This is a genomic window from Heliorestis convoluta (assembly GCF_009649955.1).
Classification (GTDB): Bacteria; Bacillota; Desulfitobacteriia; order Heliobacteriales; family Heliobacteriaceae; genus Heliorestis; species Heliorestis convoluta.
Genome location: NZ_CP045875.1, coordinates 2,226,280 through 2,251,202 on the forward strand (window position 1 = coordinate 2,226,280; position 24,923 = coordinate 2,251,202).

A 24,923-nucleotide genomic window follows, 5' to 3' on the forward strand; every position below is an offset into this window, starting at 1 on the left:
ACACAGAGGGACGGTATAAGCTGTATTTTTGAAAGGAAGTAGAATGAGCAAGAGAGATTTTTCAGAACTACCGAAAGTACTTTCTATTGCTGGCTCTGATCCCAGTGGTGGTGCAGGTATACAGGCTGATCTGAAAGTGATGGCTCAACTGGATGTTTACGGAGCAGCTGCTGTCACCGCTTTAACAAGACAAACGACGCGTGGTGTTCATCATATCTACGCTTTAGAACCAGACTGGGTACTCAGGCAGATTGAAGAAGTACTTTATGATCTGAAACCTAGGGTAGTAAAGACAGGGATGCTACAAAGCCCAGCCATTTTACAAGGCTTAGCAAAAATATGGCGTGCTTATCAAGAAGAGTATCGTTCTCTTTTGGATTCTGATTGCAGCGATAATGAACAGGAACGACGCCTCGTCATCGATCCTGTAATGCACTCAGGAACAGGCATCAGCTTGCTCGATGAAGGCAGCTTACGCCTTTTTCGAGAGGAACTATTGCCATTAACAACAGTTCTTACACCCAATATTCCAGAAGCAGAAGCTTTCACGGGTATGAGAATCAAAAACATGGAAGATATGGAGAAAGCAGCGGGTCTTCTTCTGGATTGTGGTGTACAATGGGTATTACTGAAAGGTGGCCATCTACCAGGGCAAGAAGAGGGCGAGATTGTCGATCTGCTTTGCTCTCACGATGAGAGCTATGCCTTTGCAGGGCCTCGTATACCTTATCAGGACCCTCATGGTACAGGTTGCACGCTTGCTTCAGCTCTGGCCTCTTACATGGCCCAGAATTACTCTGTACGAGAAAGTGCGGCGAGTGCCATTACTTGGGTGCGAAGAGCCATTGAAAAGCCTTTGCAAGTGGGTACAGGTCGACCTGTTGTATGTCAGCCTGCTTTGGTAAAGTAAGGGTCCAAGATTAGCACGGAAAATAGCTACCTTGTGGTGGGGTCAGGCGTTATGAATTCCTTCCGAACGGACTCATCCCACGCCATGAGCGGCAGCAAGCTGCCGATGGCTGAGGTCTGAAGTCCTCTCTCCAGGAAGTCATAACGCCTGACCCAGGTACATCTTGCTGGTTGTGACTGGGTTTTGGCCTGTTGCAAATACGATAGGTAGTTGCGTATACATAGCAAAAAGTTATGCAAAGCAATGCCAATGGGAGTAACAATCAGCAAAAACCTTCTGGGACTGGGCATCACGCTTTCCGCAGCGGGACTTGGGACCTCAGCTGTCGCCAGCTTGCTGGCGGTAACAGCGTGGGACCAGTCCAGAGCGGAGGAAAGCGTGATGACCAGGCCCCTGCTCAAAGTAACCCCAACGTAATCAGGAAAAGAAAAAGTGACCTTTTCGCCCCTCTTTGCATAGGTAGGGGAGAGAGGGTTGCTTTTTTTATTGGAACAAAGAAAGTGGTGGAATCAGGAAAGAAGAATGATCTGACCTAACAATTAATAAAAGTCTAAAAGTGCTCTTATATAATTGCAAAATGAAAAAAGCCTGCCCCACAAGGTGATATAAGGGAATCACTTTGTTTCGCGAACACCAAAGGAGGGTTTTCCATGACCCAATGCTTATGCCAAAGTAAGAAACTGGAAAAACTTCACGAAATTATTGCAGTTCACAAAGGAAAAGCAGGAACCTTAATTCCGGTCATGCATGAAGCACAAGATCTTTTTGGCCATCTGCCCCTAGATGTACAAAGCATGATTGCAGAAGGGTTGGAAGTACCGTTGGCTGATGTCTATGCTGTAGCAACTTTTTACTCTAAATTTACACTGCAACCGAAAGGCGTCTATTCGATTCAAGTTTGTCTTGGTACTGCTTGCTATGTAAAAGGAGCGCAAGCCCTTTTGGACAAGCTGGCGGAGCTATTGCATATCAAGGTAGGTGAGACAACAGAAGACGGTCTTTTCACCCTAGAAGCTACAAGATGTATTGGTGCCTGCGGTCTTGCACCGGTCATGACTGTAAACGATGAAGTCTATGGTCGCCTGTCCGTAGAACAAATTGACGACATTGTGCATAAGTACATGGAAATGGCATGGAAGGATGAAGAACATGGCGACACTTCAGAATCTCGCTGAGATTCGCCAGAAGACGCTACAACAAGCCAACTTGGATAGGTCGCGCCAGGGCATTCGTATTGTTGTAGGCATGGCCACTTGTGGTATTGCAGCAGGTGCCCAAAAAGTGTATGAAACAGTGCAGCAAGAGATTGCACGCTATGGTCTAGCTGTTACGGTAGTACCGACAGGTTGTATTGGTCTCTGTCGTTATGAACCCATTGTTGACATTTATGTACCTGGCCAAGAAGAGGCTGTTCGATACGGACAGATAACACCAGAAAAAATAAAAAAAATCATTGCCCTTCATCTTTTTGCAGGTCAACCCGTACCTGACTATGTCTGTCAAGATCATAGAGGAAAGCAAATGATGGTAGCGCTACGCAACAGCGGTGTGATCAACCCTGAATCAATAGAGGAATATATCGCTGTTGGAGGCTATCAAGCTCTTGCCAAAGCGCTTTTCGAAATGACACCGCAAGAAGTGATTGAGGAAGTAAAAGCATCAGGCTTACGAGGTCGAGGCGGTGGCGGCTTTTCCACAGGGTTGAAATGGGATTATTCCGCTCGTGCAGAAGGTGACCAAAAATATGTGCTTTGTAACGCCGACGAAGGTGATCCCGGTGCCTTCATGGACCGCAGTATTTTAGAAGGCGATCCACACAGCATCATTGAAGCGATGACTATCGCTGGTTATGCCATTGGTGCTGATCGTGGCTATATCTATGTTCGCGCCGAATATCCTCTCGCTGTAAAGCGCTTAGAAAAGGCGATGTCACAAGCACGGCAGATGGGTTTTCTCGGGACAAAGATTTCTGGAAGTGCTTTTTCTTTTGACCTGGAGATTCGGCTCGGTGCTGGCGCTTTTGTTTGTGGTGAAGAGACGGCTCTTATGGTTTCGATTGAAGGAAAAAGAGGTGAACCACGACCACGACCGCCTTTTCCGGCTGTAAAAGGCCTTTATGGCCAGCCGACGGTACTGAACAATGTAGAGACTTATGCCAACATTCCTATTATCCTCAGGCGCGGTGCTTCTTGGTTTTCTTCTTTTGGAACAGAAAAAAGCAAAGGGACAAAAGTCTTTGCTTTAGGTGGCAATATCCATCATACCGGTTTAATTGAAGTTGTCATGGGAACGCCACTGCGCCATGTAATCTATGATCTCGGTGGCGGAATACCGGGAGGAAAGAAGTTTAAAGCAGCGCAAACGGGAGGACCATCTGGTGGTTGCATTCCCGCTGCCTATATTGACACAGCCATTGACTATGAAAACTTGCTAGAACTGGGATCCATGATGGGCTCTGGTGGACTCATAGTAATGGATGAAGAAACTTGTATGGTCGATGTGGCACGTTTTTTCTTAGAATTTACCGTTGATGAATCTTGCGGAAAATGCCCTCCTTGTCGTATCGGTACCAAACGAATGCTAGAACTACTAGAGCGCATTACCAGCAACAAAGGAGAAAAAGGTGATCTAGAAAAGTTAGAGCAGCTTGCAAAAACCATTCAGGCCGCTTCTCTCTGTGGTCTCGGCCAAACAGCCCCCAATCCTGTGATGAGTACCCTGCGTTATTTTCGCGCGGAATATGAAGCCCACATTGAGGAAAGAAAATGTCCTGCAGGCGTCTGTAAAGCCTTTTTGGAGTATACCATCATTGAAGAAAAATGTCGCAAATGTAGCCTCTGTGCTCGTACTTGTCCTGTCGGTGCTATTACTGGAAAAATTAAAAAGCCTCATCGCATCGATACAGAGAAGTGTACCCAATGTGGCCTCTGTATGAGCAAATGCCCTGTCAAAGCCATTGCCAAAAGGCCAAAGCAGTAAGGAGTGGTTAAGGCCTATGGATACTGTCAACTTGACGATTGATGGCCGAAAGGTAACGGTCCCAGCCAACACCACGGTCCTTGAAGCTGCTAAGAAATTAAAAATTAAAATTCCTACGTTATGTTATGTTAAAGAAATCAATGCCATTGGCGCTTGTCGAATGTGCCTGGTAGAGGTTAAAGGAAACCGTTCTTTACAGGCCTCCTGTGTTTTACCTGTAACAGAAGGTATGGAGATTAAAACGAACAGCCCACTGGTACGCACAACAAGACGAACCGTTCTAGAGTTAATCTTATCGAACCACAATCGAGAATGTACTTTCTGTGCTCGCAATAGCAAATGTGAGTTGCAAAAGCTAGCTATGGAATTGGGAGTCCGCGAAATATCTTTCCCAGGGGAAGCAGCGAATCAACCCATTGACGAAGGCTCGCCAGCCCTTCATCGAGACGGTAGCAAATGCATTCTTTGTCGGCGCTGTGTCGCCGTCTGTCATCAAATCCAGACTGTCGGTGTTATCCAAGCAACGGAACGAGGATTCAAAACGACGATAGAACCTGCTTTTGGGAAAAGTCTTGATGAAGTAGCTTGTATTCTCTGTGGTCAATGTATCCATGCTTGCCCTGTGGCAGCCTTGCAAGAAAAAGATGATCGAGAAAAAGTATGGAAAGCCTTGTCTGATCCGGCGCTTCATGTGGTTGTTCAGACGGCACCGGCGGTACGTATTGCTTTGGGAGAAGAATTTGGATTGGAAGAAGGGTCTCCAGTCACCGGTAAAATGGTAGCCGCTCTTCGCCTTCTAGGCTTTCATCGCGTCTTTGACACAGATTTTGCCGCTGATTTGACCATTATGGAAGAAGGTCATGAGCTTCTTCATCGTCTGCAAAAAGGTGGCACTTTGCCTATGATCACCTCATGCAGTCCCGGTTGGGTAAAGTTTGTAGAACATCACTATCCCAACTTGCTACCGCATCTTTCAAGCTGTAAGTCACCGCAGCAAATGATGGGTGCCATTGTAAAAACCTACTATGCACAACAAGCTGCCATCGATCCAGGCAAAATCTATCTAGTTTCTATTATGCCTTGTATCGCCAAAAAGTACGAATGCAATCGCCCTGAAATGAACGCTTCAGGCTATCAAGACGTAGATGTTGTTTTAACGACAAGAGAATTGGCTCAGATGATTCGACAGGCCGGTATCTGTTTTACTGACTTGCCAGAGGAAGACTTTGACTCTCCCTTGGGTGAATCAACGGGAGCTGGCCTTATCTTCGGTGCCTCTGGTGGAGTAACCGAAGCAGCATTGCGAACGGTTGTTGAAATTGTTACAGGGCAAGAGATGGAGACCTTAGACTATGAAGAAGTGCGAGGTCTTGAAGGAATTAAAGAAAGTACAGTAACAGCGGGGGAGCAACAGCTCCAAGTAGCCGTAGCTCATGGAACAGGCAATGCCAGGAAACTGTTAGATCAAATTCAAAAAGGAGAAAAGAAATATCACTTCATCGAGGTTATGGCTTGTCCCGGCGGTTGTATCGGCGGTGGTGGACAGCCAATTGCTCCAGTAGGATTCAATGAAAAGAGAGAAGTTCTATTAAAACGAAGTGAAGCCCTATATCAAGATGATAAAAGAAAAAAAATAAGAAAGGCCCACGAAAACGAAATGATTCAAAAACTCTATCGAGATTTTCTGGGCTCACCCAATAGCAAAAAAGCGAAAGAATTGCTTCATACACAATACTGCAAGCGGTCTCTAGTGCCAAGTGATTCGGAATAGAGGTTTATTGTAAAGCTTTGCAGTGGGGCTCAAAAGCTTTGCGTAGATTGGAATCTGAGAAGGCGATTTCCCAGCGACAAGGAAATTGCCTTCTTTATATCGAAACTATTCACTTGTCTTGATGAATGTGGCATACTTCAAGTAGAGTATATTCGCCAAAAATACATTATAACTTTATAGTAAATCGTAAGGATGGTGTCAATGAGTAAAAAAGAAGACTTAGTTGATGTTTCACTTTTATTGAAAGAACTGAAGAAAGCAAACGGTCAGATGGGGCAAGTGGTCAAGACAATTGATCAGATTACCAAAAAAACCAATCTGCTCGCATTAAATTCAGCCATTGAAGCAGCTAGAGCGGGAGAAGCGGGACGAGGCTTTCGAGTCGTTGCCGATGAGATCAAGAAATTAGCCGATCAAAGCTTTTCTTCTACGAAAGTGAGTCATGATCTCATCGAAAATATTCAGAAAAAAGCCAATGAAGTGATCGCCGTTCGTACAGCTGACGTAGCCTACGATACGATTGACAAAATCGATCGCAACCTCTTTGAACGGAACTGCGACGTGCAAGCCTGGGCCACTTTTGACAAAATTAAGAGATGCTTGGAAAATGAAAAAGCCGAATGCGCACCTGCTACAGAATTACTTCGAAAAATTATTGATGTTTATGAAGTATACTATGATCTATTCGTACTGGATCGAAATGGCACTATTGTTGCAGCGGGACATTCCCGAGATGTTGTCGGTCAGGATATGTCGCAAAGAGAGTGGTTTCGGGAAACAATGCGAACCCAAGGTGTCTATGTAACAGACCTTTATTACTCAGAGTCCTTAAAAGGCTATACGGTTGCCTATTCTTGCCCGATTCGAGATGATCAGGGCAAAATACTTGGTGTTTTTTCAACGCGCTTTAATTGGGATTACATATATGATATTCTTGACAGTGCTCGCATTGGAAGCACTGGTGATATTGTTGTCGTCAACCAATCGGGCACGGTCATTGCATCGCGAGATCGTACCGGTATACTTACAAGAGAGCTAAAGGGACTGCAAGCTGTACAAAAAGCCATTGCAGGAGAGCACTATGGTTATACCATAGAAAATGACGAAATGGGTCGAACACAGATTTTTGGCTATGCTCATACGAGGGGTTACAATGCGTACCAAGGGAAAAACTGGTCTGTCATCGTTACAGAACTGCTAGAAAATCGTCATAAGTAACAAAACTTTGGACCTTTCATAGCTTGATCTTTTGCAACGGGATCATTAGGTCTTATCATCTTTGGTTGTGCCCCCCCAGGCATGACTGGTTAGTCCGAAAATAGCTACCCTGTGGTGGGGTCAGGCGTTATGAATTCCTTCCGAACGGACTCATCCCACGCCATGAGCGGCAGCAAGCTGCCGATGGCTGAGGTCTGAAGTCCTCTCTCCAGGAAGTCATAACGCCTGACCCAGATACATCTTGCTGATTGTGACTGAGTTTTGGCCTATTGCATTGCAAATACAATAGGTAGTTGCGGATAGAAGAAAGTTTCGCCAAGCTATTCCAACGGAAGTAACAATCAGCAAAAACCTTCTGGGACTGGGCATCACGCTTTCCGCAGCGGGACTTGGGACCTCAGCTGTCGCCAGCTTGCTGGCGGTAACAGCGTGGGACCAGTCCAGAGCGGAGGAAAGCGTGATGACCTGGCCCCTCTATGAAGTAACCCCAACGTAATCAGGAAAAATTGGCCGACTCTCAAAGCGAATTCCCTAACAAATACCATATAGAAAAACTCTAAACTAGAATAGTTCCTCTAGATTCCACTGAAACTTTCAGTAAGACAAATGACAATTTGCGAATACAAGGGGGAATCAAGAAGTTATGACTTTTAGTCGCCCCAACCGCTCTGAGGCCATTCTTGCACGAAATCGTACGCCCAATTCGATTACTACCATTAGTGGGCTTTGTGCCACCTGTACCAGAGAGTGCCCTGGCCTTTGCGAAGTGGGCAAAGCCGCCTATCGTGGCAAAGAGGTTCTTTATCCACAGCCTTTTGGTGCTGTAACAGCAGGCTCTGAGAAAGACTATCCCATTGACTATTCTCACTTTAACGTGATGGGCACAGCTACTGGTGCCTGGGGTATTCAAGAAGATAGCGATCAAGCGATTTTCCCCAACGTTTCCACCAGTACATCGATTGGCGTGACGATGAATCAGATTCCTATGGAGTTACCTTTGGTGATCGGTGGTATGGGTTCTACGAAAATTGCTGCTGATTTCTGGGCTGGTATGGCTACGGGCGCGGCCATTACAGGGACAGGCATTGTAATAGGTGAAAATGTCTGCGGTATGGATCCAGAACTTGAAGTGAAAAAGGGCCGTGTTGTTCGCTCCCCTGATCTGGATCGACGGATTCGAGATTTTCTCGACTATGACGAAGGCCAAGGCTTTATTGCTGTGCAAGCCAATGTAGAAGATACTCGCTTGGGTGTACAAGAGTATGCCATTGAAAAACTGGGCGTAAAAGTGGTAGAACTCAAATGGGGACAAGGGGCCAAAAATATTGGGGGTGAAGTAAAGCTTAACTCCTTAGAACGAGCTTTACAGCTTAAATCTCGTGGCTACGTAGTGTTGCCCGATCCTGAAGACCCTAAAATCCAAGAAGCTTATAAAAAAGGCGCTTTCAAAGAATTCGAAAGACACTCTCGCGTTGGTATGGTTACAGAGGAAAGCTTCCATCGACGTGTCAAGGAACTGCGTCAAGCAGGTGCTCAATACATCTTCTTAAAAACAGGGGCCTATCGTCCCGCCGACTTGGCGCGAGCGCTGCGCTTTGCTTCCGATGCAAAGATCGATCTACTGACCGTAGACGGTGCTGGTGGCGGTACTGGCATGAGCCCCTGGCGCATGATGAACGAATGGGGTATGCCTGTTGTAGAACTTCACAGCCTTACCTATCAGTACGCGCACAAACTAAAAAGCATGGGCAAACACGTACCAGCCCTGGCTTTTGCCGGTGGCTTTAGTTCTGAGGACATGATCCTGAAAGGATTGGCGCTGGGCGCACCTTATTCGAAGCTGATAGGAATTTCTCGTCCTGCTATTATTGCTTCTTTTGTAGGACAAAATATATACGATGCTTTAAAAGCAGGCAAAGACATCAAAGCCTACAGCACCTACGGTCAAAGCTTGGACGAAGTCTTTATCTACGCCACAGAGTTACAGCAACGTTTTGGCAAAGACTTTGACAAACTTCCACCAGGGGCTATTGGCCTATACTCCTATTATCAAAAACTCAAACAAGGCCTCCAGCAATTTCTCTGTGGCTTACGCAAGTTCAACTTAGATTACGTCAGTCGCGACGACATTGCCGCTTTAACCAAAAAAGCTTCCAAAGTAAGTGGTATACCCTATATCATGGATATGGACAAAGAAGAAGCCGAGAAGATCTTGACGCATTAAAATAAATCATAAAAAAAGGTAGATGGAATTAAAAAATATCGAAAAGCTAGGAACTGAGACGCCCTTACTTCCACGATGCCTCAGTTCCTTTCTCATCCACTATCATTTCTCAAAGCACCCCGGCGGCTGAACTGAAGAGGTGATTCAGGTTGGATCAAACTCTTTTTTACATAGAATACTTTTTTTTAAGCTTCTCCTGTTGCTATAATAGAAATTAGGAGGAGGCAGCAGGAATGGAGAAAATAAAACAAGGAATTGTCGCTTTCTTCAAGCATTCTATATCCGGCACAATAGGCATGGCCGGTTTTCTTTTTTCTTTAATCGCTTTCGAGCTGGGCGTTCTACTCTCGTTGTTAAGCGGTGCTCTACTTTACGGTGGCACCCTCTATGCATTGCGTGTCCCTGCACGGATGGCTCTCCAGGCAAAGAATGCAAACCCCTATGGCCTTGAGCCAGCGTATGTAAAGCAAACATTGCGAGAAGGACAGCAAAAGCTGCGCCAAATTGGTCGACTGCGAAGAAAAATCAAAGGTTGGTTCATACGACGCAAAGTGAATCACATTCATCGGCTCGGTACCGAGATTTTAGACGTTCTACACAAAGATCCGAAGCGTATTAAGTTGGCCCGTTCTTTTTTTACCCATTATTTAGATAGCACCATCAACATTTTGGAAAAATACATTTTCTTATCATCAAAGCCCATTCATGATGCAGAGATTCGAGCCGCTTTACGAAAAACAGAAGATACACTCAATCGGTTGCGAGAAGCCTACGAAAAAGAACTGGCCCAAATATTATCAGACGATGTATTAGATTTGGATGTGGAACTTGAAGTACTCAAAAAATCCCTTCACCAAGAAGATCCAAAGAAAAAACCGTAGTTAAAAGAAACCTTGCTAGAAAGAACCATAGATGGATTCTCAGTCCTAGGGAAAGGAGACGGGAAAGACATGAATCGTGACGATGTAAACAAAGAAGGCTTTCTTCTACTAACAGAGGAGAAGGCACCGCAGTGGGAGCAAAAAGCAGCGCCCCCTTCGCCGCCTCATGAAATTGTATCACTCGAAGCTTTGCCAGCGGAACAAAAAGCAAAGGCCAAAGAACTGTCCCAACAGCTCAACCCGGCTGATCCGCAAACGCTTTTGCAATATGGTCTACCGGTACAGTCAGAACTCTCTCGCTTTGCCGACACCATTTTGGATCACATACGAACGAAAGACACGGGTCCCGTTGGCGAAGTCCTCAGCGATTTGATGGTCAAGCTCAAGGGCATTGATCCCGATCAACTTGACAAACCAAAAAGCTTTTTCTCCAAGCTACCGTTCTTCGGCTCTGCCGTCAAGTCCACAGAAAAAATCATGGCCAGTTATCAAAAAGTAGGCCACGAAGTAGAACAAATCTCACATCTTCTCGATAAAAAAAGAGTCCAACTGCTCAAAGACGTAACCTTATTAGAAAGCCTTTTTCACAAGAACAAAGAGTACTTCCAAGCCCTCAATTTACACATTGCCGGCGCAAGGCACAAACTAGAAGAACTTCGACAAACCATAATCCCACAGATGCAACAAAAAGTAGCCGCAAGCGGTGACGCCCAGGCTGTACAAGATCTAAATGATTTGATTCAATTTACCGATCGCCTGGAAAAGAAAGTCCACGACCTCCTCTTAAGTCGTACCATCACCATGCAAACAGCACCGCAGATTCGTCTAATTCAGAATAACAACCAGGTCTTAATCGAAAAAATACAATCTTCCATCATGATGACCATTCCACTATGGAAAAATCAACTCGTTCTAACCCTCTCCCTTTTCCACCAACAAAAAGCCTTAGAAGCACAACGGCACGTCACCGATACAACGAATGAACTCCTCCTGCGCAACGCTGAAATGCTACGCAGCAATAGCATTCAAGTAGCTCGAGAAAACGAACGAGGCATTGTCGATCTAGATACTTTGAAAAAGACACAAGAACATCTCATAGCCACCTTAGACGAAACCCTAAAAATCCAGCAAGAAGGTCGGACACAGCGACAAGCGGCAGAACGAGAGCTTGTACTAATGGAGCAAGAGCTTAAAGAAAAGCTACTTTCTGTGAAGAGATAATCTAGAGGCAGAAGCATAGGTTCAATACGCAAAAAAGGTGAGTCTTCATTCTCTATATAGAAGACCCACCTTTTTTCTCATGTTAAGCCGATGAACTAACCGTCTCAGGCTTCTTGTCCACTTTTTGCCTGTTCATAGCCCATAAAGCAGCTAAAATAACAAAGCCCAAAAGATCAAGCCACGTATGATGCGTCACTAGCAATAGAGCAGCCGCAAAGAGCAAAGCCCGTTGCCAAGGATTGGCCGAACCAAAGTACCAACCTTGTACAGCCGAAGAAAGAGCAAAAATCCCAATCAAAGCCGTAGCCGCACGGATGGCTACATCAACATAGGTATAACCGTAGATCTCCATTAGATTGCTGTTCATCAAAATTTCAGGGGCGTAAAAGAACATAAAAGGCACGATATAGGCTGCAATGCCCAAACGGAAAGAAGTATAGCCTGTTTTCATCGGATCAGAACCACTAATGGCCGATGCAGCATAAGAAGCCAACGCCACAGGTGGTGTAATCGCTGAAACACAAGCAAAATAGAAAACGAAGAAGTGAGCGAGAAGCGGTTGAATGCCCATTTGAATCAAGCCCGGTGCAACGACAGAAGCTGCCACTGCATAGGCTGCTGTCGTAGGCATCCCCATCCCCAATACAATGGCAATGAGCATGGCAAAGACAAGGGCTAAGAATTCACTGGTACCAGCAATACCCAGTAAAAGAGATGAGAATTTCAAGCCAATACCAGTCAGGGCGATAACACCCATAATAATACCAGCCGCTGCACAAACAGCCATGAGCTGAATAGCACCTTTCGCACCCATCTCAAGAGCCCGTAAGGTCTTCGCAAAGCCCATCCGTGAATCTTTGTTCAACCAGCTAATAACCAGGGCAGCCAATATCGCATAGAAACCGGACTTAATAACCGATTGCCCCATCATAAGCATCCCGAAAAGGATGAGAACAGGGAAAAACATATAAGCACGGCGCATTACTTCGCCAAGTGGTGGCAGTTGATCTCTTGGTACACCATACAAGCCTAGCTTGCTTGCTTCTTTATCAACCATGAAGTAAGTAGAAGCAAAGTAGAGAATCGCTGGAATAATACCGGCAATCATCAAAGTCTGATAGGGAATGCCTGTCATTTCAGCCATAATAAAGACGCCTGCTCCCATAATGGGCGGCATAATCTGGCCACCTGTTGAAGCGACTGCTTCTGTGGCCGCTGCAAAGCGAGGATTATAACCAACTCGCTTCATCAAAGGAATGGTCAAACTGCCTGTGGCCACAGCATTGCCTGCAGAAGTTCCATTCATGGTGCCCATCAAGGCACTGGCTAAAATGGCAACTTTGGCCGGCCCACCACGTAAGTGACCGCTTACAGAAAAGGCCCATTGCACAAAGTACTTGCCCACACCCGAGACAGTTAAAAAGGAGCTAAAAATAATAAATAGGATAATATACTTCGATGATATATTAATCGGAACACTAAAAATTCCGTCAAGACCATAGATATAGGTAAAGAAGCGCTCCGGCGAATAGCCTCTATGTTCAAAAATGCCTGGTAAGTAGGGCCCCAGAAAAGCATAGGCAATAAAAACCATGCTTAGAATCGGCAAGGCCCAACCACTGGCACGACGAGCAATTTCTAAGACGAGAATGGTCCCAGCTAAAGCCACATAAAAGTCCATCTGTGTCGGCATAACGCCCATGCGGAACATCAATACTTTATAGTTCAGTATGATGTAAAGCGCCACTACAATCGAAGCGGCTGCCAAAAGCCAGTCTGACCAATGGGGGTTGGTTTTACAAGCTTTCGTCCAACCGGGTAGTAAAAGAAAGCCAAGTACAGAGAGGGTCATCACGTGAATCGTTCGAAAGACCCAGGGATCTAGAGGATAGAAGACGAGACTGCCAATGTGAAAAAGAGCCGTTAAAGCAGCCATCAAAGCAATGGCTTTCCCGAGCCACCCTTCGGGCTTTCGCTGCGCTTTCAATTCGATTTCATCATCTACATCAAAATTGATTTTGCCTTTCTTCTGTTCCGCAGAGTCATTCTTCTTCAAAGCATCTTTATCTAGGCTTTTTATGTCTTTATTCTCTTCTGTCAATTGCGGAACCCCTTTCTTCGCACCGTATCTTACTAAAGAAGTCGTATAAAAAAGGTTAAAATTTTGGAGATGCCCCATGATAACGGGAACATCTCCAAAGAATCCTATTGGATTTTACACCTTTTTATTTCTTATATTCAGGTGGATAAACATTGGGGTTCAGCTCAATGCCTTGCTCTTCAAAATAGCGAATGGCGCCTGGATGCATCCACATCCAAGTATTCTTGTCAATGTTCTCAATCGCTGTCTCAGAAGCGGCACTGTGTACTTGCTGTAAGGTATTAACATTGTCAAAAATACCTTTTACAATGTCATAGACCAGATCATCATCTAAATCTTTATGAGCCACAGCCATATTCCAGACTCCAATGGTTTCTACATCTTTTTGCAAGAAGTCATAGGAGCTAGCAGGGATAACAGCAGGTGTAAAATAAGGGAATTGGGCAATAACTTTGTCTCTATCTTCTCCATCAATTCCAAACATCACAATTCTACGCTGATTGGACATTTCCAAGACACTTGCAACAGGTAGGCCCGCCGCAAAACTATTGGCATGCAATTGGCCATCTAAGTGCTGACTTACAAGATCACTGATGCCGGCATGACGAACTGTTGCATTAACACCTAGCAACTCTAAGATACGAGGATGGTATGTACCAGCTGTTCCACCTTGTGGCCCTACGCCGACAATTCTTCCTTCTAGATCACGAACAGTTGTTATGCCGGAATTTTCCGTAGCCCACCATTGTGAATAGGTATTGTACATGGGGAAAATAACGCGTACGTTGCGATGTTCCACGCCATTGGTCCAATCGCCTTCGCCATGCCAAGCTTCGTAGGCAGGACCCATCGTAACAAGACCTAATTCAAGTTGACCATTATGAATCAAGGTCATATTGTGATTGGGACCACCCGTTACTTCAACGCCCGTTGGGATTCCTGTAGCTCTCTCAATAATCTGAGACATGCCACCAGCATAAACATAGTAGGTTCCACCGATGGAAGCCGATCCAATGGTCATTGAAGAGGGTCTACCATCAATCTGGCCGCTTGTATCGCCGCATCCTGTAAGTAGCAAAGACGTTGATAGAACGGCAGCTGCAAAAAGTGTGACTGTTTTCTTCTTTAGCTGGTTGAACAAAAGCCAAACCTCCTCAAATAGTTAAAAAGTCCTAAAAGCAGAAGTGAAAAAATTTGAAATTAACAGAAAATAAAAACCCTGCTGTCCCTACTCCCCCCCTTTTTGTAGCCACTGTCATTTTTTATAAACCTGTACACTTTGAGACATGAAAAGCTACTGTTAAGTATGTCAAGTTTACCATTATCACACTTTTTAGCACAAGGTTATATGCTCCATTACTGGGTTATATAGTCACAAAATGTCGATTTTGTTGTTATTTTGTCAAATCATATTGTAACTACATTTTAATATAGGCATACCCTTCTTGTTGACGCTCTATCATTTCTACGATAGAAGAGTCCACAAGAGTAAAAATTGATTCAATCATTTCTTCTGTAATAAAATGTTTCTCCAATGCATTACGGCAAGCTACAAAAGTAACACCTCGAGCATGCAATTCGCGCGCTTGCACCATCAGATTCTCTGGTCGATTGGAACCGCATTTGGCCAAAGCTTGGGCATTGCTTTCAAGGGTGTTAGCTGTAGGACAACCACAAACACCAGGACCGTTGACAATCACTCGTACTTCTGCCTTTTCTTCTCCTACTACATTGAGAAAGTGACCGAGACCATTAAAAGCTTTCATCCAACCTACCATATCGTTGATGTGAATTAAGACTTTTTTCTTTTCCAATTTACTGCACTCCTCGCTTTTGTATTGTTATCTCTTTTTCAATCCTACTTGGATGCTTTCAGTGCCAAGAATTCTGTTCTGCCAGAAGAAGATCTACAACCCTGTGATTCCTTGGTCCTTTTGGTTTTTTTGTCCATGCATCAAATTATAGCATATCCTCGCGTGAACTTACTACAATCTGCTTTGATTCTTTTCTTCTCTCTTTGTGTTTTCTTTCCTTGAGCCTGATGCCTTGCTGTTATAAAATTGAACTTGTACTTTATGTTGGGGAGGAAAAAAATATGACCCGTATTGTTGTTGAACTGGTTCCGCGAACAGAAGAAGTGCTCCGCGGGGAGCTTGAAACGATTCAGAATCACTTCCCCATCGTGGAAGGAATCAATATTCCAGAGCTGCTTCGTTTTGATATTCGCAGTTGGGATGCCTGTGCTATCGTCAAAGACTTTTATCAAAAGGCCATTCCTCATATCCGCTCCATCGATATTAACCCCCAAGAACCACTGCCTATGGCCGAGCGCTTGGTAGATCTAGCGATTCAAGAAGTTCTTGTTGTTACAGGCGATCCACCGGCCGATATGCGCAGCAAAGTCTATCCTTGCAATTCTATCGACATGATTAAGAAGTTTAAGAGGGAATTGCCTCACATCAAAGTGTACGCTGCCATCGATCCCTATCGAAAAAGCATCTCTAAAGAAGCCGATTACATTAAACGCAAAATTGATGCTGGTGCCGATGGCTTCTTTACGCAGCCTTTTTTTGACCTTCGTTTGATGGAGATCTACGGTGAGTTATTCCAAGATACAGAAGTCTACTGGGGCTTGTCACCGGTTACTTCAGAAAAATCAGTAAGCTACTGGGAAACAAAAAACCACGTCGTCTTCCCACGGGACTTTGCGCCCACACTGGAATGGAACGTGGATTTCGCTCGAAAAGCTCTTCAGTTTGCGCGCCAACAAGGTGGTCATGTCTATTTCATGCCCATACGCCTAGACGTTAAAAGTTATTTGCAAGGCGTTTTTGCATAGACACTTTTTAGGGAGACGATTCTACTTCTTTTATTCTACTTTAACGGTTCGACCTGCTTTTTGTTGATAGCGTCGATAAGCTTCTGTAAAAAGCTTCAGATGATGTTGTTCGTCTTTGATAATTCTTCGCAAGATGGCTTTTACATAGGGATCGTCAATTTGATCAATCAAACGGCGATACTGTAATATAGCGCTTCTTTCTGCTTCCATATCAGCTGCTAACATATCTAAGACATGACGACCATAGTAGACAAAGGACGCATTGTAAGAACAGTTCTTGCTGTCTACATAGCGTGGATCGCCACCTAATTTTAAGATGAGTTCCGCTAATATTTCCATGTGGTACATTTCTACGATTGAAATTCCTTCTTCTAGTTCTGCAATGTCTTTCAGGCAAGCATGATCAAAGCGAAAGTAATGGTACAAATACTGGTTGATAGCATTGACTTCGCTTACATTGGAAGCGTAGGGATCAAGAAGCAGTTGCGCATAGAATATGTTTTTTCCGGCTACCTTGATTTCTGGATAGGGTTCCGGAATGGCAAAGCGCCCTCGAATATCGTGCAAAGACATAGCAACACCTCTCTTTCTTATTTACATCCTATGAGCAGGCTTTTGATGAATATGTTATGGAGCTAGGAATGGAAAAAAGAGGTGGTTCTTTCGAACCACCTCTTTTTTTACGAAACCACTTGCACAGTGCCTCCAGCTTTTCTAATCTGATCGACTAGGTTGTTGACATCGTTGTGGCCAAAGAGATTGCCTAAAGCAGGAATTCTTACCAATAAGCAAATACCGGCAGGAGAACTAACTTCAAGGAAGAGTAAATTAATTACAGCACCTGCTGGAATAAAAATTCTCAATAAGGTACCTGGAAGTTTCGGACAAGGTTCTACAGGTACGTGTTTGCCGGTACCACAAGCAATTGTGCTTGTCGGTAGATAATGAAAGCAACGTTTCACTTTTTTCGTTTTTTTCTTACACATTTTTGTTAACCCCCTTTCTTATTAGGTAGTTCATCCTATGTTTCCTCTTTTGAAGTCGTTACCATTTTTTCCATTTTAAGGCTTTGTCGCTGTGGATTTTCCAAGTATTTTGCTCTTGTTTGTCAAAGGAGGACTTTTTTTGGCAAGTTCATTTTTTGAAGGGGTTATTACAGGCACTTTTATTGATAGACCCAACCGTTTTATTGTCCATTGCCTCGTAGAAGGCAAAAAAAAGAGAGCCTATCTACAATCCTGGGCGGCTCTGGGAGCTTTTGTTTCCCCATCGAATTCTCTATCTCACCCCAAACCGCGCTGGCCAAAAGACAGAGTATACGGTTGTTGCGGTGGAGCGAGAAGGGCTGCCTATTATGCTTCATACCCATGTAACCAACAAAGTTGTTCAACACCTTCTTGAGACAAATCGAGTGCCCGGTCTTGAAGGCGCCACGATCACGAAGGCAGAAGCGACAGTAGGCCATCATCGCTTTGATTTTTTACTTCATCATCAGGGACGGCCTTATATGCTGGAGGTTAAGTCCTGCACTCTCTTTGAAGGTGCTATTGCCATGTTTCCCGATGCTGTTACAGAGCGAGGGCGCAGCCATTTGGAGAGCCTTGCTCAATTGGCGCAAAGCGAAGATATGGGCTGTGGGGTTCTGTTTTTGGTACAGTGGCCGAAGGGACGTTTTTTCTTGCCTGATTACCATTCTGATCTGGCTTTTTCTCAGACCTTTTACGCTTTACGAGACAAAATTGACTATAAAGCCTTGGCTGTGACCTGGAATCATGATTTAACTTTAGCGGAAGGTCAAGCTGAATTGGCTATACCCTGGGAGTTTCTATCGGAAGAAATTCAAGATGGCGGGACTTATCTTGTTATACTGCATGTTCCTGAACCATTGACGCTGTCTATTGGTAGCCTTGGTCAAAGAACCTTTCAACCCGCCTATTATGTTTATACAGGTACAGCCAAAAAGCATCTTACCCAGCGTATCAACCGTCATTTGCGCAAAAAGAAAACCCTGCGGTGGCACGTTGACTACCTCAGGGAAAAAGCAGCTTCCTGCCAGGCTCTCCCCATTCGAACGACGGAGCGCATTGAGCATGTACTTGCCCAGCGGCTCTCACCCCTTGCTGACTGGGTCGTACCTGGCTTTGGTTGCTCTGACTGTAATTGCACCAGTCATCTTTTTGCGTTTCGTGATAATCCTGTTCGTTCCCAACCTTTTATGGAAGTTTTGCAATACTTCCGCATGGGTCGAGTAGAAGAGCGGTTGTTTGCACCGATTAATCCGGAGTGCTCTGCCGATTAAAGGCTGAGTCATCGTCAAAATCTTGCGGGTTAATGCTCGATGTAGTAAAAACAGCTGTGTTGTCAGGCTTTTCCATATCCTTATTCATGGCAGGATCCAGCGCCGGAAAAGGTTCCTTGGGTTCTTCTTCGCAGGGGTTGAGCCCGATTTTTTTCTCTTTCTCCATATAATTCGCTCCTTATTTTTGCTTTCATTATTGCCTGGAATAGCGCTAAGCTATTCATAGAGCAAAAGATAGACAGTGGCAACAACATAGCCCATGAGGGTCCCCCAGTAAATGCCGTAAAGAGGATAGGCATAGGTTACTGTAAAGGAGTAAAAAGCAAGAGAAGAAAAACCAATCGGTGCCCCTTTAATAAAAGTATGGATGTACCTAGTTCCCCAGGCCATGTGCTTTTTCTTTAAGCAGCCTTTCAGCTAACTTCACCGCAGCGACAGCGTCAGGCGCATAACCGTCTGCTCCCGCTTCGTCAGCATACTCTTCTGTAACAACAGCACCACCTACAATGGTGATACAAGGTACGCCCTCTTCTTTCAGAGCTGCAATGGTTACATCGATTTCTGGCAGTGTCGTTGTCATGAGAGCACAAAGGCCTACAATATCGACTTCTTGTGCTTTTGCTTCGGCTACGACTTTTTCAGCAGGCACATCTTTGCCGAGATCGATAACTGTAAAGCCATTGTTTTCTAGCAATGCTGAAACAATATTCTTTCCAAGGTCGTGTACGTCTCCTTTAACGGTGGCCATTAAGACTTTGCCTTTGCTTGTCATCGCTTGGGCTGGGATTTCTTGTTTCAGCGTCTGGAAAGCAGCACGCATCGTCTCTGCCGCTAGCATAACCTGTGGCAAGAAACAGCGTCCGCTGCCGTAGGCTTCACCAATCTCTGTCATGGCCGCGGTGAGTCCTTCTTCGGTAAGGCGCAAAGGTTCGATCTCTTGACGCAAAGCTTCTTGGATCAGTGGAATAATGCTTTCTTTTTCTCCGCCTACGACGGTTTTGCGAATCTGGGCAAGAATATCGCCTTCTTCTGCCGGTTCTGCCCCTACTGCTGTCGTTGCTACTTCAGGGCCTTTGCCGGAAGGGAAGGTCGAGCCGCTCGCTTTTTTGTTTTGTTCATAGTTGCTATAGCGTATGCTGAAAGCTTGCCCCTGCACATCATGGCCGAGTAACACTTTGGCGCCATCAATGGCATCTCGCAACGCTTCATCGAAAGGATTCATAATCGGTGCATCGAGTCCTGCTTCAAGGGCTAGGGTGCAGAAAGTAGCATTTAAGAGATTGCGCCTTGGCAAGCCGAAAGAGATATTGCTTAAGCCCATTACGGTGGGGAATCGGAAGACTTGACGGAAGAGTCGCAGTGTTTCTAAGGTCTCTTTCCCTGCTTTTCCATCTGTTGCAATCGTTAAGACCAGCGGATCTAAGAGTAGATCTTGCTTTTGTAAGCCTGCCTCGTAGGCTGCATCGACAATTCTCTGGGCGACTTCGACCCGTTCTGTGGCCTTTTCAGGCAGTCCACCTGGTGCAATGGGCAGACAAAGGATGGCTGCACCGTATTTTTTGGCGAGTGGAAGAAATTCTTCCATACGCTCTGGCTCTGCACTGACAGAGTTAATAAGAGCTCGCCCTGGGTAGGCTTTCAAGCCTGCTTCAAGCGCTTTGACGTCTGTCGTATCAATGGCCAAGGGGGCATCGACGAGCATCGACAATTCCGTAATCGCTTTGTGCATAGCCTCGCTTTGATCGATGCCAGGTACGCCCATATTCACGTCAAGAATTTGAGCACCTGCTTCAATCTGGCCTAAGGCATCTTTTTTAACAGTTTTCCAGTTACCTTCTTTGATTTCAGCGGCTAAGGCTTTGCGACCTGTTGGATTGATTCTCTCTCCAATTAAGACAGGCGCAAAGTCTGGGCCAAGAAAGACCGTACGACTGCGGCTCGTCAGGGCTGTGTAAGAGCTGGCTACCCGCTCTGGCCGTGGTGGTGCTTGAAAGTTTTGCAGGGCCTTTTGGACAGCTTCAATATGTTCCGGCGTAGTACCACAACAACCACCGATATAAGTGGCGCCGGCTGCAGCTAGCTTCGGTGCCCAGGAGGCAAATTCTTCTGCTTTCATAGGGAATACCGTTTTGCCTTCTATCAATACAGGCATGCCTGCGTTCGGTTGAATGCTGATGGGTTTACTTGTTGAGCGAGCGAGTGTCTCGATCAAAGGCAACAGTTGGGCTGGCCCTAAAGAGCAGTTGGCGCCGATAACGTCAGCACCCATCGCCTCTAACAAGATGGCAGCCGTCTGGGGATCTGTACCTGTAACGGTGCGACCATCGGAGCCAAACGTGAGCTGACAAATCACTGGTTTTGTCGTAACTTCTTTGGCTGCTAGCAAGGCCGCTCGCATCTCTTGAATATCAATAATCGTCTCAATGATAATATAATCAACGCCGGCTCGATCTAAAGCGCCGATCTGCTCACGAAAGACTTCAACAGCTTCATCAAAAGTGAGATCGCCGAGCGGTGCAATTAATTTTCCTGTAGAGCCTACCGATCCGGCCACTTCTGTCGTAGGGCCGCAGGCTGCACGGGCTGCTTGCACAGCACCTGTACAAAGTGCTTCTACTTGATCCGATAAGCCATAGTGCGCCAGTTTAATGCGGTTGGCGCCAAAGGTATTCGTTTCTAAAATTTGAGCGCCCTTTTCTACATAGAGACGATGAATGGCTGTAACTGCTTCTGGTTGATCGATGTTCATCTTTTCTGGACATTGACCAGGCTGTAAGCCAGCTTCTTGCAACATCGTACCCATGGCACCATCGAATATTTTGATCATTACTGGGTCTCCTTTCTAGCGGGACAGTTTGGCTGATTACAGCTTTGGCAGTGATTTCGACAGTTTTTCTTGGCGATTATTTCCTTGTCCTTCATTGACTCTCTTGGAAACAAGCCAATGATAGCCGTTATTGATTTCTGAGGTTGCAACATGGAGCGACTCGTTAGCTGAAGAGGTAGCTTTGAAGCTTCTATTAAAGCCAATAAAGATGCTTGTACTTCAAGATCCCAGTCTCCATAACCAGGGCTAAAGCGCCAAGTTGCTTCATAGCCTCTTCGTGCTGCTTCTTCTTCAATCAAACGATTGGCTTGATTGGCGATGGCTTCTATGGCTGTCGTTCCTGCCGCATCAAGGAGCAGAGCATGGCTATAGCGACCGGCCGCAAAATGTTCTTCTACCGCTTCTTCTAGACCGGGACCGATGGTAGCTGCGAGTACGACCACTTCTTCAGCTTTGGCTAGGTGATGACGTATCCCTTCGCCTTGCAAAAGAAAGGGCGCCTTGCTGTCGATCGTGCCGTCTTTCCTATTATAAGGATAGCTTGTCCACGTCGCTCTTCCTTCAATGTGGAGAAGCCCTTCCTGACAAGCCGCCTCTAGCAACTTTTCAGGAAAGGCTTCTCCTGCTTTTGTCAGACCAGCATAGCGACGTGTTTCTTCGATGTCTATTTTGGTAAGAGGAAAACGGTATAAAGCCATGTTGCCACCTTCCTTCCATTCTGTTGAATTATATCTCGATTCGCTTGCTTCTGCAAAGGAATTTGTTCATTTCTGGCGAAATAATCCTTGGTGTCTTATGTAAAGAATTAGGAAGAGCAAGGGAGGTTGACTCTTAACCATGACTGCGACCTATGGTCTTTTGATCGGTAGCAAAGAGATCTTTACAGACGATCTTTTGCCTGTCCAGGACAAGTATTCCGGCGATACAATCGCTTATATTTGCCAGGCTCGTCAAGCTGATGTAAATGATGCTGTAAGGGCTGCTTCACAGGCACGCAAGGAGCCCTTAAGTCCCTATCGCAGAAGCCAGATCCTCTATGCAGCCTCTACCATTATGAAAGGTCGTCGCGATGAATTGGCTGCTATTATTGCAGCAGAAGCAGGCAAGCCTTTAAAAGATGCTTTGGTTGAAGTTGGAAGAGCCATTGAGACCTTCCGACTCTCTGCGGAAGAAGCCACACGCATTACTGGCGAAATGGTTCCCGTGGAAGCCTATCCTGGCTCAGAAAATCGCCTTGCTTTTACCATTCGAGCGCCGCGAGGCACTGTCTGTGCCATTTCTCCTTTTAACTTTCCTCTTAACCTGCTTTGTCATAAGGTAGCGCCAGCACTCGCAGCAGGCAATGCTGTTATTACCAAGCCTGCTTCCACCACACCCTTATCAGCTTATAAAGTTGGCGAGATCTTGCAAGAAGCGGGCTTGCCTGCAGGCTGGTATAACTTACTTGTGGGACCTGGTTCAACGGTGGGAGAGTGGCTTCTTGATCATCAAGAGATCAATTATTATACCTTTACTGGCTCTTACGAAATTGGAAAACGAGTGCAAGAAAGAGCAGGCTTCCGTAAGACTACCTTAGAACTGGGGTCGAACGCAGCCACCATTATCCATAAAGATGCTGATCTGGAGTTGGCGGCACCGCTTTGTGCACGAATGGCTTTTGCCAATGCAGGGCAAGTCTGTATCTCTGTACAGCGCCTTCTGGTTCACCGTGATGTTTATCAGTCTTTTCGTGATGCTCTGATCAAACATACAAAAGCCCTTGTTCTTGGCGATCCCAAAGATCCTACCACCGATGTGGGGCCTTTGATTTCTGCCAAAGAAGCGGACCGCATTATGGCCTGGATCGAAGAAGCTTGTAACGATGGTGCCCAGCTTCTTAGCGGTGGTACTCGTCGAGGTAACATGATTGAGCCCACCATCTTGGCTGATGTCAAGGGTGAGATGAAAGTATGGTGCCAAGAGATTTTCGGCCCTGTTGTTACCCTCGTTCCTTATGATTCTCTTGAAGAAGCGATTGAACAAACGAACCAATCAGAATATGGCTTGCAAGCTGGCGTTTTTACTCGTTCTATTGATGTCGCTTTCGAATGTGCCAAGAAGCTCCATGTTGGTGGCGTCATTATCAATGATACATCGGCCCATCGCACGGATTCTATGCCTTATGGCGGTGTGAAGAATAGCGGTACAGGTCGTGAAGGCCCTAAGTATGCAGTTCAGGAAATGACAGAAAGCAAAGTCATTGTAATCAATCACCGCATGTAATAAGTATAATAAACCTAGTAAGAAAAAAAGACCTCTCTACCTTGTGCTGTAGATGGTCTTTTTTCTTACTATAGGTATGGTCATAAGGGAAGCGCTATAGGTTCTAAGGCGTAAGTAAACTTCAGCAGACGATTGTATTTATCGATTTGCGAAAGGAGCACTTCTACTACATTTTTATCTAATTTATTCTGCATGGCTTCGCTTTGTAAAATCTTTATGATCTCACTTTGCTTCATGGGACCTCGGTAAGAGCGCTTACTTGCTAAAGCTGCATAGACATCAGCAACGGCTATGATCCTAGCTTCGAGAGAAAGTTCTTTCGCTGTAGCTCCCATAAAATAGCCACTTCCATCTAATCTTTCGTGATGAGAGGCAGCCCAGCGACTGATGGAGCCTAACTCGGGAATGCGATCAAGAATAAGTGCTGTAAAATAAGGATGTCTCTCGATGATCATGCGTTCTTTTGCCGTGAGGGGGCCTGCTTTTTCTAGAATCTCCTTGGGTACTACGACTTTTCCCAAATCATGAAGCAGTCCGGCTAGATAGAGCTCTTCTTCTTTTTGTGGGCCAAGCCTAAAAGACCGAGCCAGCTTTTTGGAGACAACAGCTACGTCTCGACTATGATTGACCGTACCGATTCCTTTGTAGTCTGTAAAATGAGCAAAGAGCACACCTACAATTTTGAGACTATCAACAAAGATAGGTTGTTCTTTTTCTAAAAAAGGCTTCCACCGCTCTAACTGACCGCCCCGTGATATATCTAGAATAAAGCGATACTCTTTGATCAAAGCGATAGCAACTACGATAATGGAAGGATCAAAGATCGTCCCTTTATATTTTTGGAGATAACTCTCTGTCCAGTGACGCCAGACTAGATAATCTCTGCTTGAGTCCCAGACTTCTGTCATAATCATGGCTACTGAAATAATTCTTGAGAGTAAGGGAATTCTTTCTCCGCTGAGCCCAAGTGGCCCCGATCCATCCCAGTTTTCCTGCGCCTTCAGTACAATATCTTCTACCTCAAGTAGTAACGGTAAAACATAGGCCTCCTTCTGATCTTCCTCTTGAATTTTCTTAAGTCTATACTTATCGCCATCGTCACATAAGATATGATGCAAAAGCCCTGCATAATAGAGCAAACGCTGTTCTTCTCTCGGTAACGCTAACATCTCTCCAAGGGAAGAGGCTATAAAAGCCATGTTTTTCGCATGTTCCGTTGGCTTTCCTTCTGCCAAGTCGCCAGCTAAGGATAAGCCTTCTAAGAGGTTGATCAGTTGTATCCCTTTTGTAACACTTTGCCACGGTGGGCTTTTGTGTTGATAATGGGTTGCCATTTTTACTCATCCTCCTTTGTAAACACCTGAAAAAAAGCAAGTAGATGTTTTAATCTA

At 45.3% G+C, this 24,923-nt stretch carries 21 protein-coding genes; 11 read left to right on the forward strand and 10 right to left on the reverse strand.

The window, feature by feature from the left end:
* Nucleotides 1-43 precede the first annotated feature (43 nt).
* The 8 genes from thiD to FTV88_RS10705 all read left to right on the forward strand — a co-directional run bounded on the left by thiD (nt 44) and on the right by FTV88_RS10705 (nt 11,204).
* Nucleotides 44-910 carry a bifunctional hydroxymethylpyrimidine kinase/phosphomethylpyrimidine kinase gene (gene thiD, locus FTV88_RS10670; RefSeq protein ID WP_153725608.1) on the forward strand — a complete coding sequence of 289 codons (867 nt, stop codon included), beginning with the start codon at nt 44-46 and terminating at the stop codon, nt 908-910.
* Between the two features lie 650 nt (nt 911-1,560).
* The gene (locus tag FTV88_RS10675; RefSeq protein WP_153725609.1) at nt 1,561-2,085 is read left to right on the forward strand and encodes an NADH-quinone oxidoreductase subunit NuoE family protein; all 525 of its coding nucleotides are present in this window, start codon (nt 1,561-1,563) and stop codon (nt 2,083-2,085) included.
* Nucleotides 2,060-3,889 (forward strand): NADH-quinone oxidoreductase subunit NuoF, encoded by a 1,830-nt coding sequence (nuoF, locus tag FTV88_RS10680; RefSeq protein WP_153725610.1) that lies wholly within the window; start codon nt 2,060-2,062, stop codon nt 3,887-3,889. Before FTV88_RS10675 ends, nuoF begins: the two co-directional genes overlap by 26 nt.
* Before the next feature lie 16 nt (nt 3,890-3,905).
* Nucleotides 3,906-5,660, forward strand: a complete 1,755-nt coding sequence (locus FTV88_RS10685; RefSeq protein ID WP_153725611.1) for an NADH-dependent [FeFe] hydrogenase, group A6 — start codon at nt 3,906-3,908, stop codon at nt 5,658-5,660.
* 201 nt (nt 5,661-5,861) lie between these two features.
* Nucleotides 5,862-6,878 (forward strand): methyl-accepting chemotaxis protein, encoded by a 1,017-nt coding sequence (locus FTV88_RS10690; protein ID WP_153725612.1) that lies wholly within the window; start codon nt 5,862-5,864, stop codon nt 6,876-6,878.
* A 643-nt stretch (nt 6,879-7,521) separates the two neighbouring features.
* Nucleotides 7,522-9,102, forward strand: coding sequence for an FMN-binding glutamate synthase family protein (locus FTV88_RS10695; protein WP_153725613.1), 1,581 nt, complete (start codon nt 7,522-7,524; stop codon nt 9,100-9,102).
* Between the two features lie 233 nt (nt 9,103-9,335).
* Nucleotides 9,336-9,983 carry a 5-bromo-4-chloroindolyl phosphate hydrolysis family protein gene (locus FTV88_RS10700; RefSeq protein ID WP_153725614.1) on the forward strand — a complete coding sequence of 216 codons (648 nt, stop codon included), beginning with the start codon at nt 9,336-9,338 and terminating at the stop codon, nt 9,981-9,983.
* A gap of 69 nt (nt 9,984-10,052) precedes the next feature.
* Complete coding sequence (locus tag FTV88_RS10705) at nt 10,053-11,204, forward strand: toxic anion resistance protein (RefSeq protein WP_153725615.1); 1,152 nt, start codon at nt 10,053-10,055, stop codon at nt 11,202-11,204.
* Between the two features lie 82 nt (nt 11,205-11,286).
* Here FTV88_RS10705 and FTV88_RS10710 read toward each other — a convergent pair whose 3' ends face one another.
* The 3 genes from FTV88_RS10710 to FTV88_RS10720 form a co-directional block, all read right to left on the reverse strand.
* On the reverse strand, nt 11,287-13,305 hold the full coding sequence (locus FTV88_RS10710) for a TRAP transporter permease (protein WP_243137092.1): 2,019 nt from the start codon (nt 13,303-13,305) through the stop codon (nt 11,287-11,289).
* A 124-nt stretch (nt 13,306-13,429) separates the two neighbouring features.
* A complete protein-coding gene (locus FTV88_RS10715; protein WP_153725617.1) occupies nt 13,430-14,446 on the reverse strand; it encodes a TAXI family TRAP transporter solute-binding subunit in 1,017 nt (338 codons plus the stop codon).
* A 277-nt stretch (nt 14,447-14,723) separates the two neighbouring features.
* Nucleotides 14,724-15,119: a DsrE family protein gene (locus tag FTV88_RS10720; protein WP_153725618.1), complete on the reverse strand. Its 396-nt coding sequence runs from the start codon at nt 15,117-15,119 to the stop codon at nt 14,724-14,726.
* 281 nt (nt 15,120-15,400) lie between these two features.
* On the opposite strand from FTV88_RS10720, the gene FTV88_RS10725 reads away from it, so the two are divergent.
* Complete coding sequence (locus FTV88_RS10725) at nt 15,401-16,144, forward strand: methylenetetrahydrofolate reductase (protein WP_153725619.1); 744 nt, start codon at nt 15,401-15,403, stop codon at nt 16,142-16,144.
* Between the two features lie 30 nt (nt 16,145-16,174).
* Here the strand turns inward: FTV88_RS10725 and FTV88_RS10730 are convergent, their stop codons facing one another.
* Complete coding sequence (locus FTV88_RS10730) at nt 16,175-16,717, reverse strand: ferritin-like domain-containing protein (protein WP_153725620.1); 543 nt, start codon at nt 16,715-16,717, stop codon at nt 16,175-16,177.
* 107 nt (nt 16,718-16,824) lie between these two features.
* Entirely contained in the window at nt 16,825-17,130 is a 306-nt protein-coding gene (locus FTV88_RS10735; protein ID WP_243137093.1) for a hypothetical protein, read from the reverse strand.
* A gap of 368 nt (nt 17,131-17,498) precedes the next feature.
* On the opposite strand from FTV88_RS10735, the gene FTV88_RS10740 reads away from it, so the two are divergent.
* Nucleotides 17,499-18,443 carry a DNA/RNA nuclease SfsA gene (locus FTV88_RS10740; protein ID WP_243137095.1) on the forward strand — a complete coding sequence of 315 codons (945 nt, stop codon included), beginning with the start codon at nt 17,499-17,501 and terminating at the stop codon, nt 18,441-18,443.
* Here the strand turns inward: FTV88_RS10740 and FTV88_RS10745 are convergent.
* Genes FTV88_RS10745 through FTV88_RS10760 form a run of 4 tightly spaced genes read right to left on the reverse strand, consistent with a single transcriptional unit; the run spans nt 18,418 to nt 21,968 of the window.
* Complete coding sequence (locus FTV88_RS10745) at nt 18,418-18,609, reverse strand: hypothetical protein (RefSeq protein ID WP_153725622.1); 192 nt, start codon at nt 18,607-18,609, stop codon at nt 18,418-18,420. The genes FTV88_RS10740 and FTV88_RS10745 overlap by 26 nt on opposite strands.
* Nucleotides 18,610-18,659: 50 nt before the next feature.
* Nucleotides 18,660-18,833, reverse strand: a complete 174-nt coding sequence (locus FTV88_RS10750) for a hypothetical protein (RefSeq protein WP_153725623.1) — start codon at nt 18,831-18,833, stop codon at nt 18,660-18,662.
* Complete coding sequence (locus tag FTV88_RS10755) at nt 18,817-21,270, reverse strand: homocysteine S-methyltransferase family protein (RefSeq protein ID WP_153725624.1); 2,454 nt, start codon at nt 21,268-21,270, stop codon at nt 18,817-18,819. The genes FTV88_RS10750 and FTV88_RS10755 overlap by 17 nt, the downstream gene beginning before the upstream one ends.
* The gene (locus tag FTV88_RS10760; RefSeq protein WP_153725625.1) at nt 21,270-21,968 is read right to left on the reverse strand and encodes a methionine synthase; all 699 of its coding nucleotides are present in this window, start codon (nt 21,966-21,968) and stop codon (nt 21,270-21,272) included. Before FTV88_RS10760 ends, FTV88_RS10755 begins: the two co-directional genes overlap by 1 nt.
* A 139-nt stretch (nt 21,969-22,107) precedes the next feature.
* Here FTV88_RS10760 and FTV88_RS10765 point away from each other — a divergent pair, with 139 nt between their 5' ends.
* Nucleotides 22,108-23,532, forward strand: coding sequence for an aldehyde dehydrogenase family protein (locus FTV88_RS10765; RefSeq protein WP_153725626.1), 1,425 nt, complete (start codon nt 22,108-22,110; stop codon nt 23,530-23,532).
* A gap of 80 nt (nt 23,533-23,612) precedes the next feature.
* On the opposite strand, the gene FTV88_RS10770 is transcribed toward FTV88_RS10765, so the two are convergent.
* The gene (locus FTV88_RS10770; protein ID WP_153725627.1) at nt 23,613-24,866 is read right to left on the reverse strand and encodes an HD domain-containing phosphohydrolase; all 1,254 of its coding nucleotides are present in this window, start codon (nt 24,864-24,866) and stop codon (nt 23,613-23,615) included.
* Between the last annotated feature and the right edge of the window lie 57 nt (nt 24,867-24,923).

What these genes read in the sequence shown, in the direction of transcription:
- FTV88_RS10730 (WP_153725620.1), bottom strand. Translation starts at nt 16,717, where the DNA reads ATGTCTTTGCACGATATTCGAGGGCGCTTTGCCATTCCGGAACCCTAT.
- FTV88_RS10750 (WP_153725623.1), bottom strand. Translation starts at nt 18,833, where the DNA reads ATGGCCTGGGGAACTAGGTACATCCATACTTTTATTAAAGGGGCACCG.
- FTV88_RS10755 (WP_153725624.1), bottom strand. Translation starts at nt 21,270, where the DNA reads ATGATCAAAATATTCGATGGTGCCATGGGTACGATGTTGCAAGAAGCT.
- FTV88_RS10765 (WP_153725626.1), top strand. Translation starts at nt 22,108, where the DNA reads ATGACTGCGACCTATGGTCTTTTGATCGGTAGCAAAGAGATCTTTACA.
- FTV88_RS10705 (WP_153725615.1), top strand. Translation starts at nt 10,053, where the DNA reads ATGAATCGTGACGATGTAAACAAAGAAGGCTTTCTTCTACTAACAGAG.
- thiD (WP_153725608.1), top strand. Translation starts at nt 44, where the DNA reads ATGAGCAAGAGAGATTTTTCAGAACTACCGAAAGTACTTTCTATTGCT.
- FTV88_RS10685 (WP_153725611.1), top strand. Translation starts at nt 3,906, where the DNA reads ATGGATACTGTCAACTTGACGATTGATGGCCGAAAGGTAACGGTCCCA.
- FTV88_RS10740 (WP_243137095.1), top strand. Translation starts at nt 17,499, where the DNA reads ATGCTTCATACCCATGTAACCAACAAAGTTGTTCAACACCTTCTTGAG.
- FTV88_RS10690 (WP_153725612.1), top strand. Translation starts at nt 5,862, where the DNA reads ATGAGTAAAAAAGAAGACTTAGTTGATGTTTCACTTTTATTGAAAGAA.
- FTV88_RS10725 (WP_153725619.1), top strand. Translation starts at nt 15,401, where the DNA reads ATGACCCGTATTGTTGTTGAACTGGTTCCGCGAACAGAAGAAGTGCTC.
- FTV88_RS10700 (WP_153725614.1), top strand. Translation starts at nt 9,336, where the DNA reads ATGGAGAAAATAAAACAAGGAATTGTCGCTTTCTTCAAGCATTCTATA.
- nuoF (WP_153725610.1), top strand. Translation starts at nt 2,060, where the DNA reads ATGGCGACACTTCAGAATCTCGCTGAGATTCGCCAGAAGACGCTACAA.
- FTV88_RS10735 (WP_243137093.1), bottom strand. Translation starts at nt 17,130, where the DNA reads ATGTGTAAGAAAAAAACGAAAAAAGTGAAACGTTGCTTTCATTATCTA.
- FTV88_RS10695 (WP_153725613.1), top strand. Translation starts at nt 7,522, where the DNA reads ATGACTTTTAGTCGCCCCAACCGCTCTGAGGCCATTCTTGCACGAAAT.
- FTV88_RS10675 (WP_153725609.1), top strand. Translation starts at nt 1,561, where the DNA reads ATGACCCAATGCTTATGCCAAAGTAAGAAACTGGAAAAACTTCACGAA.
- FTV88_RS10745 (WP_153725622.1), bottom strand. Translation starts at nt 18,609, where the DNA reads ATGGAGAAAGAGAAAAAAATCGGGCTCAACCCCTGCGAAGAAGAACCC.
- FTV88_RS10760 (WP_153725625.1), bottom strand. Translation starts at nt 21,968, where the DNA reads ATGGCTTTATACCGTTTTCCTCTTACCAAAATAGACATCGAAGAAACA.
- FTV88_RS10770 (WP_153725627.1), bottom strand. Translation starts at nt 24,866, where the DNA reads ATGGCAACCCATTATCAACACAAAAGCCCACCGTGGCAAAGTGTTACA.